Source organism: Shewanella mangrovisoli (assembly GCF_019457635.1).
Lineage (GTDB): Bacteria > Pseudomonadota > Gammaproteobacteria > Enterobacterales > Shewanellaceae > Shewanella > Shewanella mangrovisoli.
The window spans coordinates 4,562,414-4,574,848 of sequence record NZ_CP080412.1 but is presented as its reverse complement, the minus strand read 5'-3'; the positions used below and the strand labels follow the sequence as shown (position 1 = coordinate 4,574,848).

At 48.9% G+C, this 12,435-nt stretch carries 13 protein-coding genes; 3 read left to right on the top strand and 10 right to left on the bottom strand.

Annotation, left to right across the window (positions count from 1 at the left end):
• Window positions 1-55: 55 nt before the first annotated feature.
• Window positions 56-823 carry a VOC family protein gene (locus K0H60_RS19905; RefSeq protein WP_220056816.1) on the top strand — a complete coding sequence of 256 codons (768 nt, stop codon included), beginning with the start codon at window positions 56-58 and terminating at the stop codon, window positions 821-823.
• Window positions 824-854: 31 nt separating this feature from the next.
• On the opposite strand, the gene K0H60_RS19900 is transcribed toward K0H60_RS19905, so the two are convergent.
• The 7 genes from K0H60_RS19900 to K0H60_RS19870 form a co-directional block, all read right to left on the bottom strand.
• Complete coding sequence (locus tag K0H60_RS19900; RefSeq protein ID WP_220056815.1) at window positions 855-2,012, bottom strand: ribonuclease T2; 1,158 nt, start codon at window positions 2,010-2,012, stop codon at window positions 855-857.
• A gap of 178 nt (window positions 2,013-2,190) precedes the next feature.
• Entirely contained in the window at window positions 2,191-5,328 is a 3,138-nt protein-coding gene (locus K0H60_RS19895; RefSeq protein WP_220056814.1) for an efflux RND transporter permease subunit, read from the bottom strand.
• Between the two features lie 9 nt (window positions 5,329-5,337).
• Window positions 5,338-6,840, bottom strand: a complete 1,503-nt coding sequence (locus K0H60_RS19890) for an efflux RND transporter periplasmic adaptor subunit (RefSeq protein ID WP_220054163.1) — start codon at window positions 6,838-6,840, stop codon at window positions 5,338-5,340.
• A 21-nt stretch (window positions 6,841-6,861) separates the two neighbouring features.
• Window positions 6,862-7,122: a heavy metal-binding domain-containing protein gene (locus K0H60_RS19885; RefSeq protein ID WP_220056813.1), complete on the bottom strand. Its 261-nt coding sequence runs from the start codon at window positions 7,120-7,122 to the stop codon at window positions 6,862-6,864.
• Window positions 7,123-7,344: 222 nt separating this feature from the next.
• Complete coding sequence (locus tag K0H60_RS19880) at window positions 7,345-7,785, bottom strand: hypothetical protein (protein WP_258405769.1); 441 nt, start codon at window positions 7,783-7,785, stop codon at window positions 7,345-7,347.
• 107 nt (window positions 7,786-7,892) lie between these two features.
• On the bottom strand, window positions 7,893-8,351 hold the full coding sequence (locus K0H60_RS19875) for a DUF2057 family protein (RefSeq protein WP_220056811.1): 459 nt from the start codon (window positions 8,349-8,351) through the stop codon (window positions 7,893-7,895).
• A 95-nt stretch (window positions 8,352-8,446) separates the two neighbouring features.
• Window positions 8,447-8,809: a hypothetical protein gene (locus K0H60_RS19870; protein WP_220056810.1), complete on the bottom strand. Its 363-nt coding sequence runs from the start codon at window positions 8,807-8,809 to the stop codon at window positions 8,447-8,449.
• 412 nt (window positions 8,810-9,221) lie between these two features.
• On the opposite strand from K0H60_RS19870, the gene cymA reads away from it, so the two are divergent.
• Window positions 9,222-9,785 carry a NapC/NirT family cytochrome c CymA gene (cymA, locus tag K0H60_RS19865; protein WP_011718695.1) on the top strand — a complete coding sequence of 188 codons (564 nt, stop codon included), beginning with the start codon at window positions 9,222-9,224 and terminating at the stop codon, window positions 9,783-9,785.
• A 69-nt stretch (window positions 9,786-9,854) separates the two neighbouring features.
• Here cymA and K0H60_RS19860 read toward each other — a convergent pair whose 3' ends face one another.
• A complete protein-coding gene (locus K0H60_RS19860; protein ID WP_220056809.1) occupies window positions 9,855-10,391 on the bottom strand; it encodes a cysteine hydrolase family protein in 537 nt (178 codons plus the stop codon).
• Window positions 10,392-10,488: 97 nt separating this feature from the next.
• Between K0H60_RS19860 and K0H60_RS19855 the strand changes: the two genes are divergently transcribed.
• Window positions 10,489-11,490, top strand: coding sequence for a GlxA family transcriptional regulator (locus tag K0H60_RS19855; protein ID WP_350354861.1), 1,002 nt, complete (start codon window positions 10,489-10,491; stop codon window positions 11,488-11,490).
• On the opposite strand, the gene K0H60_RS19850 is transcribed toward K0H60_RS19855, so the two are convergent.
• Window positions 11,447-11,719: a DUF1145 domain-containing protein gene (locus tag K0H60_RS19850; RefSeq protein WP_047537927.1), complete on the bottom strand. Its 273-nt coding sequence runs from the start codon at window positions 11,717-11,719 to the stop codon at window positions 11,447-11,449. The genes K0H60_RS19855 and K0H60_RS19850 overlap by 44 nt on opposite strands.
• A gap of 1 nt (window position 11,720) precedes the next feature.
• Window positions 11,721-12,368 (bottom strand): 16S rRNA (guanine(966)-N(2))-methyltransferase RsmD, encoded by a 648-nt coding sequence (rsmD, locus tag K0H60_RS19845; RefSeq protein ID WP_220056807.1) that lies wholly within the window; start codon window positions 12,366-12,368, stop codon window positions 11,721-11,723.
• Window positions 12,369-12,435 lie beyond the last annotated feature (67 nt).

Genomic DNA, 12,435 nt, shown 5'->3' with positions numbered 1-12,435 from the left:
GTTGCCTAAACTCCAGCTTAACTCGAACACATTATCTGTTTGATTGGAGTCTGCAATGAGGATTACTCAGTACGCGCAGGGACAGGCCTGTTGGGTCGAACTGGCGAGCCATGACTGGCAGGGTGCACAGGCGTTTTACCACGCGCTGTTTGGTTGGAATGCGGTGGAAATGGCGATTCCTAATGGCCATTTCTCGTTGTTCAACCTCGACGGTGATGACTTAGGTGCCATGTATCAAATCCCTGAGTCAGAACCACAGATCCCTAGCCACTGGCGGATCTATTTTGCGGTTAAGGATATCGAAGCCACGGTTGCCGCCATCCTTGCTGCGGGTGGGCACTTACATATGGGACCGCATGTGGTGGGTGATGCGGGCGTGATGGCGCAGGTGAGTGATCCCGAAGGTGCACGTTTTGCCCTGTGGCAGGCGAAAAACCACCCTGGCTCACGTCGCCAAGGCGAAGAAAATACCCTGTGTTGGGTTGAACTGGCCTGTCGTGAACCTGGCGCCGAAGCCAGTTTTTACACTCAAGTGTTTCCTTGGACCACGCTCCCCAGTCATGTACCCGGCATCGATTACACCGAGTGGCAAATCGACGGTCAGTCTATGGGGGGCATGATGAAAATGATGCCGGAATGGGGCGAGATCCCCGTCCATTGGATGCCTTATTTTGTAGTGGCTGATTGTGATGCCTTTGCCGCTAAGGCGCAGGGGCTAGGCGCACAGATATGCGTGCCGCCAAGTGATATCCCTGATGTGGGACGTTTTGCGGTGATTGCCGACGCGCAAGGGGCAACGTTTGCAATAATTCACTTAAAGTGAAGTGAAAATTACTGAGCAAAATCAAAGTGAGTTAGTTTGGCATATCAATTAATAACAGATCTGGGCAATTAGTCTTTTTCGCCTTCGGCGCCTTTGCGAGCAGACTCGGTAAAGAGTCGGATCTGTTGATGACCTGAGGCAGGCTGATGCGGATTTCACTCAAGAGTCCTTTGGCACAGTCTAGGGTGACCTTAGTGTGTGCACCTTGGCCAAAGCTGGCATCAAAGCTTTGATTTAGCTCTTGTTGAGTCACTTTTTTACCAATTCTTTCATGGATAAATTGTTGTACCCATGCCGAGGCATTCACTTCCTGCGTCAGCTGAGTCGCCAGTAAAAAGTAGTCATTAGGGTCTTGGTTGCGACAGGTGCCATGTTTCCACCATTCATGGCGTTCTAAACAGCTGCCGTAGCGGGCACTTGGCATCACTTCCTCGAGATTTTTTTGGACAGAGGCATTGAGTGGCACCTCGGGATAATCACAAAAATCACTCGGTTGTTGTTTCACGCTGCTGCAAAAGCCATAACGGGTGCCACATTGCTGGCGATTTGGCCACAGGCCATGCAGGCTAAAGTGTTGCCACTGAGGCGCATCACTCGTTTGGCTTAAGGCGCGGCACTCGGCTTTACGGCTGCCATAGAGTTCGCAAAAGGTGCTCTGCCAACTTAGGGCGAGCACATTGGAGTCGTAGTTATCCTCGATTTGGCACACATTACCTTGGCGCTTTTCTGGCGTGCCACGTTCTTGCGGGCTTTCACTCTTAACCGCCGTGCTCTCGCTAGTTAGGGTTGTTTGCGCGGGCTCGACATTCGCAGTGGGCTGAGCGGTCGCTATGGATTCGGCGGGCGCTGTAGCTGCGGCATTGTATTGCCCGCAATTACCTTTTATCCAACGCAGTGGCGAGCTGTTGGCATTGGTTCGCACCCTGAGCCAATCGGGATTCGTGCTATTACCTAGAATTTCGGCAACGGGATAACGCTCGCCAATATTGCTCTGCCAATCATCGGGATTGGTTTGTTTATTTTTAGACTGAAACAGTTCGCAGCGCTTGTTGGCGACAAACTCCCCCGAGGCGGGCGCTGCCTGAAGGGCTGTGGGCGTAAAACCAATCAACAACAGCCCCAGCAAGCCAAAGCTATGGCGATAAATACCTGCGCGGTTGTGGATGAGTAGAGAAAATAAAGCTGTCATTCGCTGGCGTCCTTTCTGCTATGGCGGTGGCACAAACACATGGCGTTGCATGCTGCTATTGTGCAGTGAAATTGCCGAATACGCGAATAGGATATTGACTGAAAAGCTAATTCGAATTCAAAAAACATAACCCCTAGCGTTAATCACGCTAGGGGTTATGGTGAGTTAAAGCGAACGATTATTCTGCTTTATTGATTTGGCGAGCGTAGATCAACAGATACAGTGCTGGCAGTACAAACAGCGACAGTATAGGTGCTGTGACCATACCGCCGACCATAGGTGCGGCGATTTTTTGCATCACATCGTTACCCGAACCTGCGCCCCACATGATGGGCAAGAGGCCGAAGAAGATGGTTGCGACTGTCATTGCTTTAGGGCGAATACGCATGACCGCACCTTCAATCAAGGCTTCTTTTAAGTCCTCGACTGTGTGGTAAGTGTTTTTCTCCTGCCGATGTTTAATGGCGTTATTGAGGTACACCAACATCACCACCCCGAATTCGGCTGCGACCCCAGCAAGGGCGATCATCCCCACTGCGACGGCGACCGAAATGTTGTAGTCGAGCAGATACAATAACCAAGTGCTACCCACGAGGGCGAAGGGGAGGCTGAGCATAATAATGCTGGCCTGCATGGTCGAGCCAAAGGTCATCATCAGTAGGATAAAGATCACCCCGAGTGCCATAGGGATCACTTGCTTAAGCTTGGCATCGACCCGCTGCATGTACTCGTACTGACCCGCAAAGCTATAGCTGTAACGGGGCGGAACAACGAGTTCTTCATCTAAAGCGGTTTTTGCCGCGGCGATATATTCACCAATCGAAGTGCCTTCGATATCGATAAATACCCACGAAATTAACCGGCCGTTCTCACTCTTAAGCATTGGCGCGCCATCGTTAATTTCGATATCAGCCAAGTTACGCAGCGGCAAATAATGCCCTGATTTAGTGATCACCGGTAGCTCGCGCAGTTTCTCGATATTGTCACGCAGTTCACGGGGGTAGCGCAGGTTGATGGGGTAACGCTCCGCGCCTTGAACTGACTCACCAATATCCATACCGCCAATCGCGTAACGTACTACATCTTGGATATCCTGTAGCGTCATGCCATAGCGTGCGGCCACATCGAGTTTAGGGCTGATATCGATATAGCGACCGCCACCACTGCGTTCGGCGTAGGCCGATTTAGTGTGTGGCACTTTACTCAAGATGGCCTCAATCTTAGCGCCTAGGGTTTGTAGCTCATTGACATCGGCACCAGTGATCTTAATACCCACGGGGGTTTTAATCCCCGTCGACAGCATATCGATACGAGTTTTAATCGGTTGCACCCAAGCGTTGGTTAGGCCGGGCACTTTTACCGTTTGTTGCAGCTGATTGATGATGCCGTCTAAGGTCATGCCCTCACGCCACTCTTCGTGGGGTTTAAGCATAATCGTGGTTTCGAGCATAGTCAGTGGCGCAGGATCGGTCGCGGTTTCGGCGCGGCCGACCTTACCAAATACGCGGGCTACCTCAGGGACGGTTTTAATCAAACGGTCGGTCTGTTGCAGCACTTCGGCGGCTTTACTGGCGCTGATCCCTGGCAGTGCCGTTGGCATATAGAGTAAATCCCCCTCTTCTAGGGCGGGCATAAACTCACTGCCCATACGCGTCATAGGATACCAAGCGCTCGCCAATGCCACTAAGGCAAGCAGAATGGTGATTTTAGGGAACTTAAGCACCAGCTTTAATGCCGGTTGATACAGGGCAATCAACACGCGGCTGATAGGGTTACTGCGCTCGCTTGGGATTTTCCCACGGATAAAGTAACCCATGAGAATCGGCACTAAGGTGATAGATAAAAATGCGGCCGCCGCCATGGCAAAGGTTTTGGTGTAGGCGAGCGGTGCGAATAAGCGTCCTTCCTGCGCCTCTAGCGCGAAGACGGGCACAAAGCTTAAGGTGATGATAATCAGCGAGAAAAATAGCGCGGGGCCGACTTCAATCGAAGCCTCGGTCACAATACGCCAATGCTCTTTTACCGAAGGCTCACGGTCGTACTCGGCTTTAAAATGCTCCAAATGTTTGTGTAGGTTTTCGATCATTACGATGGCGCCATCGACGACCGCACCGATAGCAATGGCGATCCCGCCAAGGCTCATGATGTTGGCATTCACGCCCATTTTGTTCATCACGATAAAGGCGATAAGAATCGACAACGGCAAGGTGATAACGGCGACTAAGGTTGAGCGGGCATGCAGCAAAAACAGCAGACATACTAAGCCCACGACCAGCATTTCTTCGACCACTTTGCTGAACAGGTTATCGACGGACTTTTGGATCAGTTGCGAACGGTCATAGGTTGGAATGATTTCCACGCCGTCAGGCAGACCAGTTTTTAACTCTTCGAGTTTGGCTTTGACCGCATCGATCGTCGCGAGGGCGTTTTCACCGTAACGCATGACCACAATGCCGCCCACGACTTCGCCTTCGCCATCTAGCTCGGCAATACCACGGCGAGAAGCCGGGCCTTTACGGACGGTGGCAACATCCTTAAGCAACAAACCTGTGCCTGATGGGCTAGTGATCCCTAAAGGAATTTCGCGAAAATCCTCTAAGGTTTGGCGATAACCCTTAGCGCGCACCATATACTCGGCTTCGGCCATTTCGACCACAGAACCACCTGCCTCGCTATTGGCTTTATCGATAGCTTGTTTAACGGCGGCGATATCGAGCTTGTAAATCGCCATTTTGTCCGGCTCAAGCACGATTTGATAGGTTTGCTCCATGCCGCCGACGGTCGCGACTTCGGAGACACCAGCAACACTTTGTAGCTCAAGTTTGAGATACCAATCCTGTAAGCTTTTCAGTTGCGACAGGTCTAAGTTGCCGGAGCGATCGACCAGTGCGTACTCAAACACCCAACCCACACCTGAGGCATCGGGGCCGAGCGAGGGTTGCACCCCTTGAGGCAAGCGACTGCTGATCTGGCTTAAATACTCCAACACTCGTGAGCGTGCCCAATAGATGTCGGTGCCATCTTCGAAGATCACATAGACATAGGAATCACCAAACATCGAATAACCTCGCACGGTTTTTGCACCGGGCACGGCTAACATGGCGGTTGAGAGTGGGTAAGTCACTTGTTCTTCAACCAATTTTGGCGCTTGACCCGGATAAGGAGTCTTAATGATCACCTGCACATCGGATAAATCCGGCAGAGCATCGAGCGGCGTTTTACGCAGCTCCTGTATCCCCCAGACAGTGATCATCATGGCGATAATCAACACCATGAGCCTTTGCCTGATCGAGGACTCGATAATATATTTCAACATAATCCGCTCCTAGTGCTGATGGCCGCTGCTTAAACGCATTAAGCTGCCCTTGAGGCTGGCCTCGGAGTCGAGTAGGAATTGTCCCGATGTCACCACGCGTTCACCTTCGCTCAGGCCCGAGACTATTTCGGCCTTACCTTGGCTCATCATGCCGACCGTCACGGCCTTAGCGGTGAAGCTGTCATCGGCCTGTTTCACTATCACGCGGTTTTCTTTACCCGTTTGGATCAGGGCTTCCTGTGGGATCACTAACACATCTTTATTCGGACCGCCGAAGAGCGAGACCTTGGCGAGTGTCTTAGGTCTTAGGGAAATATCGGTATTATTCAGCACCACGCGCACTCTTAAGCTGCGGGTGACGGGGTCCAGCTCGGGATAGATATAGTCAATGGTGCCTTCGATACCGCTGATATTCATCGCGGGTACCGAGACTTCGGCTTTTTGCCCTAGGGCAATCCAGCTTTGCTCATTTTCAAACACGTCGGCGATGACCCAGACTTTAGAGAGGTCGACGATTGACATCACTTCTGTTGATGGCTGGATATACATGCCATCGCGCACAGCTAACTCTTTAACAATACCATCTTGCAGGGCATAGAAAGGCACCCGGTATTGGGTTTTGCGTGAGTCAGCAAGTTGTTGGATTTGTTTTTCATTCATGCCTAGCAGCGATAAACGCAGCCCGGCTTTGCGGACTAGATCCTGATAACGGCCACTGTTACCCGCAGATTTGGCGGTATCGAGTGCTAACAGATAATCATCCTGGGCGTTAATCAGATCGGGTGAATAGATCTCGTATAGTAACTGGCCTTTTTTAACTGAGTCGCCCACAGATTTGATCATCAGCTTCTCAATCCAGCCAGTTACACGGGCGTGCACATGGTTGATTTGGCTCTCGTCGTAGTCAATTTGGCCGACGGTTTCGACAAACTTCCACAGGGTATCGCGTTTTGCTTCGGCGACTTTCAGCGCAAGCGCCTGTTGCATGCTGCCAGAGACATTAATGTTGATTTCCTGAGTATTACCGCCAGTTTCGACCTTCTCTAAATTCATGCCGCAGATAGGGCAAGTGCCTGGCACATCACTAATAATGTGGGCGTGCATAGGGCAGACATATTTAATGGTCGCACCCGAGCTTTGGCTTTTAACTAAGCTATTCGCTTTGGGTGTTGGTGTATCAAAGACTTGCGCCGCATTTTGGCTTGCCGCTTGATGCTCTGCATGTTGGGCGGCAGTGCTGGTTTCTTCCTCTTCTTCTTTTTCAACGAGGAACATATTGCACTTAGGGCAACGACCGGGTTCGTGGCTTTCGACCTCGGGGTGCATAGGGCAAGTGTAGGTTTTGACTTGATTTGCACTGTGAGTATCGTGCGCATGCTCGTGGCCTGCCTCTGCTTGAGTGGCTGGATTCGCGAGCTGGGCCTGGGTTAACCAAGGCGTACCCATCAGTAAACTACTGAGTATCAATACTGCCTTAGGGCCCGGCTTTTTTACTTTGTGAAATTGGTTCATATGCCTCATCTCCAGCCTAGCTTAGTGGTGCGCGTGATCTTTGTGCATTGCACCGTCAGCCATTTTTTCTTCCGTCGCTTTTGGCTCTAAGTTCATGCCACATTTAGGGCAAGTATCACCTTTGTTGCCTGTCACTTCGGGGTGCATAGGGCACACATAGGCTTGGGCTTGTTCCTGTGGCGCAGCATTGTTGTGGTGATGCTCATGGGGTGTTGCCGTAGCAAACACACTGGTGCTGGTCATTAAAAATGCAACTAAGGCAAGATTAGTTAAGGTTTTCATATTGTTCACTCCATCGGGTTTTATAGCCGAATATGAGTGCATAAAACGTGACTGCGAGATTCTAGCGCTTTGAGGCGCGAGAAAGGGTCGACACAGTGGCCTGTGTGTTCAGTACAACGCTTTTGCTTTACTCTGGGTGCTTAGATGTTGGCGCACCACAATAAACGGCGAAATAAATTGTTTTGTTAGCTTGGTTTGCCCTGAAAAAAGGGCGCAATGAGGCTAGGCTATCGGCGGTTTAAAGGCCGAAGACAAAGAGATCGAGTGGAAATGAGGCATAGGAGTGGCCACTGGGGTATCGCTCAGACTCACACTCGGCCAAAGGTGTGGGCTGAAAAGAGTGCCAGCAACTGAAATCATTAAACAATGTCCACAGTCGTTGAGACAGGATGTGGTGCCATCACAGCAGTGCTGCTTCGCGCCGGGAAGCATTTGATCGTTACAGCAATCTGTATTGGCCATTGTACTTGAGTCAGAGCGGTTCTCTGTGTTCATCTGCATCATGGCTGCATGGTCCATTCCTTGGCTGGAAGGATGATGAACCATAGCGCTCATCTCCATAGAGCGCATCACCATCGCGTGACCATTAGACGCAACACTTTGCCCGACGAGTGCGAGTAAAGTGAAAATGACTAATAGTGAACGACCCAGTGTGTGATGCATATGTATTCCAAATAATGAACGACTCGATTTTAGCATAGAGGCATTATCCTGCAATGCGTTAACTCACATTTCAGTTAATGCCCCTGCTTGTAAACTCCTAAGGTTTATTATTTAGAAGGGTGACTTTCCAGCATATCCGCCATTAATTGGCTGTGGTTTTGCAATGGTAGTTGCTGCGGAGCGGCGCCATCCACGCTTAACTGAATACTAGGGTTTTTAATAAAACGTTTAGCATCGGATTCGCTGACTAATTTAGTTGGGGTGTTGATTTGGTAATTGGATTCCGGCGCGACATTTAGGGTAAAGAATAAAGGCTCTGATTTGACCCACGTGCCGCTATCATCGGCGCGATAGCTAAACAGATCTTGATATTTAACTTCGACCAGCACTTTACCTTCAGGCAATTGCACAGGTTTAAAGGCTTTAGTGGCTTGGCCATTAATACTGACCACATTGAGGGTATCAGTGCCTTTTAAGGTTGCCGCAGTTGCAGTCACGCTAATCGCCAGAGTGCTCATGATTAAAGTAGCGCCAACGAATGCTTTATTTAATAAAGTGGCTTTCATAATAAACTCCAAAAATTTGCTGTATCGCGAGGGTGCGCAATCGTGGTGGCACAGTCGCAGAATATTGAATCGATTTAATCGTTAAAAAAGATCGGTTACAGCAAATCGGAGTTGGGAGGTGGCGTGGTTAACCCGAGGTCGGCCGTTTGAATCGCCCAACCTTGGACCGCAATACGCTTACTTGCATGATTCATCAAGGCAAGTTGAGGCTGTGAGGCGGTAAGATAAAGTTGTGCGAGACAATGGGTTTTACAATGGTTGGTAAGGGAGTCTTGGCAATGCAGCATGCATTCGTCTGGAGGACAATCTGGCATAGTACACTTCATCTTGCCATCGACCATCTGCATGCTGGGCGTATCGTGGAAGTCATTCATCGCTGAAGTTGGCATAGCATTCACCATCGCCGATTGGGCGATAAGTGAAAATAACAGTGCTATGGTGATCCAAAACTTAGCCATAAAAACTCACATAAAATAATGTCTACCTCTAATGACCATTAAAGTTGGTGAAAAGTTTCATATTTATTTTGTTTTTTATGTATCACACTGTGGCTTTGCAGGTTAAATGTCGTCTTGATCACATTTTTGTATTCTAAAAATGATTTCATTGCCTTAGCTTCATAAGGTAGTACTTAATCATTGGTCGCTTAGCATAATGATTAATGTATTAGCGTGAGTTGAAGTACCCTCAAGCTCTGCTAAGCTGGGTTGAGTGAGTTATGTATTAAGAGTTAGACCTAAGTCTCATTTTGCACTTTTAAGTTTAAATTAATGGGCATTTTTAGGCTTAGAATCAAATTTCTAATAAATGAAAAAATATAAAATAGTCTTATAAAAACTAATTTTGACAATATTTTTTGGAGATAGAGTGATGAACTGGCGTGCACTATTTAAACCAAGCGCAAAATATTCCATCCTGGCGCTGATCGTCGTCGGTATTGTTATCGGTGTTGTCGGCTATTTTGCAACCCAACAAACCTTACATGCGACAAGCGAAGACGCATTCTGTATGAGCTGCCATAGCAACCACTCATTGAAAGATGAAGTGTTAGCTTCTGCCCACGGCGGTGGTCGTGCTGGTGTGACTGTACAATGTCAAGACTGCCACTTACCACATGGTCCTGTGGATTACTTGATCAAGAAGATCATCGTATCTAAAGACTTATATGGTTTCTTAACGATCGATGGCTTTAACACTCAAGCTTGGTTAGACGAAAACCGCAAAGAGCAAGCAGACAAAGCTTTAGCTTACTTCCGTGGTAATGACTCTGCGAACTGCCAACACTGCCATACTCGTATTTATGAAAATCAACCTGATACCATGAAGCCAATGGCTGTGAGAATGCACAGCAATAACTTCAAGAAAGATCCTGAAGCGAGAAAGACCTGTGTGGATTGTCACAAAGGTGTCGCTCACCCCTATCCAAAAGGATAAGGTTTAGCGCTTCAATAGCTTGATATTCAAATCAAAAGCCCTCGAAAGAGGGCTTTTTGCTATCAGACCTTATAAGTCTTGGCTATTGATTAATGCCACTCTGCGGGACAAGGCGGTTAGCGAAATGTGATGCACCATTTGCGTGGGAGCAGTGCAGGCATCGGCAATCACTTGTACTGAGTAGGCTTGTGCCGCGGGCGATAGCGCCGTATGGGTCACGCAGTTTTGCGTCATGATGCCGCATAACAGTAAATGCTTGACCTGCATATCTTGGAGTAGATTGGCCAGCTCTGTGCCATCGAAACTGTCGGCAAATTGTTTTACCACAATAGGCGCTTTGGGCAGCTCTGCTAAAAGCGCTGGATGGATTTCAACCCCTTGGGTGTTTGGGTTAAAAAAGGGCGCCTCACCCTGAGTCGTATCGGCAATATGCTGCACGAGAATAATAGGTATCGCCTGTTGCTGGGCACGTTGCACTGAGTGCAAGGTGCGCGCTAATGCCTCATCGACTTGCCATTGTGGGTAAGCCCCATTGGGAAAGTAGTCATTCTGCACATCAATAATCACTAAGGCGCTGTTCGCTGAGATCTTGTTTAAGCTCGACATAATTTTCTCCTATTCGTTTTCTCTTGCAAAAGATGTCTTCGAAGGAGAGTTTGCGGTAGATTCATGCCCATTAAGAGTGGCAGAAATGACATCTATGGTGCTTAAATTGACAAATTTTGCCGAGCCATCCCCATTAAAAGTGGCGATATTAGCCATACCCGGTTGTTTAACTTCTGCCGTATTTGGCCTAGAAGAGATGTTGCTGGTGGCTAACAAGCTGATGTTAGCTGACGAAAATAATTCCCTAAGCTCAAGCAGTTTTGCAGTGACTCGGTTATCCCTAGAAGAGATGAGTCTCGAAGAGAGTTATCAGTTAGTGATTATCCCGCCGAGCATCGAGACTGAGTTTTACTTCAATGCGGCGCCTTCATTGCGATTATGGTTACAACAGCAACATGCCCAAGGCGCTATCCTGTGCTCCGCTTGTGCGGGAGCATTTGTGCTGGCCGCCGCGGGTTTACTTGATGGTCGCAAGGCGACAACCCATTGGGGATTAGTGGAAACATTTGAGACTCAATATCCGCAGGTAAAACTCGAGATCGAGAAAATCATGGTCAACGAGGGCGATATCATCACAGCTGCTGGCATGATGTCTTGGCTCGACTTGGGGTTGGAGTTAGTCGCGCAGTTTTGCCATGTGAAAGTCATGCGCCAGCTGGGTAAGTACCTTGTTATCGACACCGGCGGGCGTGAACAGCGTTATTACCAACAGTTTTTACCTAAGCGAGACCATGGGGATACTGTTATCTTGAATCTGCAAAATCGCCTACAAACCGACTATGGTCAGCCGATTAGTGTTGCGGCTTTGGCGCAGCAGTGTTGTATGGGCGAGCGAACTTTTTTGCGACGTTTTGTGAAAGCGACAGGGCATAAACCTAATGAATACCTGCAAAAACTCAGGATCCAAAAGGCCTGTGACTTACTCGAAAATAGTCCACAGAGTTTCGAGACCATAGCGCACCAAGTGGGCTATGAGGATGTGAGCGCCTGTCGTAAGGCCTTTACCCGTATTACCGGCCTAACCCCGAGTGCGTTTCGACAACGTTTTAGTACGCTTACGCCTGCGCCAACACCTGTCGACGATAGCTCAATAAACTAAATACGCCGAAGATAAACACTTGCAGATAATCTTGTTTGCGTAGTGTCAGCAGGTTTTTAAACAGCATATGGAAGATGGCAACTTGGAAGCAATGCATCAAGCAAGTAATGCCAAGCAAGATATTGAGAATAATGCCGATATTGCCTGCAAAAGGCATAACAAGGTTATAAGCCATCATCAGCCACGCGATTAAGGTAATGGCTTTGCCCATATTGATCAGTAACGACATGCTATTCCTCGGTGTTAGCCGGAGAGTCTTCGGCTTGGTATTGATATAAGCGATAGCTGACTTGCCCTGCGGTCTTGTCTTTGAGCGGTTGCCAAGTCGCTGGGACTGCCATTTGGGTTAATTCCGACTCAATCTCCACATAAATTAACGCACCATCATTAAGCCAACCTTTGCTATCCAATAGCCGAATGGTTTTTTCTGCCAAGCCTTTACGGAAAGGTGGATCGATAAACACCACATCAAACCCTTGGTCGCAGCCATTTTGCAGCACGACTAAAGTATCGGCGTTGAGTACCTCGGCATTGTCGCACTTGAGGGTATTGAGATTCGCTTTAAGTTGCATGGCGGCAGGGCGTTGCAACTCGATAATCTTGGCGTAACTGGCGTAGCGCGAGAGAGACTCAAGCGCCAAGGCACCACTGCCACCAAAGCAGTCGAGCACCCTTGCATGGGCAATATCATTGGCGAGCCAGTTAAATAGGGTTTCGCGGACTCTATCTGTGGTCGGCCGCAGGCCGTCTAAATCATGGATGGGCAGTTTGCGCGAACGCCATTGCCCGGCAATGATCCGCACTTGGCCGCTACCGGCTTTCTTGTTGGCCGTTTGACTCTTGGTCACTTGCTTGTTGTTTGCACGATTATTAGCCAAAGTGCCCCCGTGATTTTGCCTGAAGAAAGAAAGTGGTAGACTATGCCACCTTTATAAAGGCCACTAT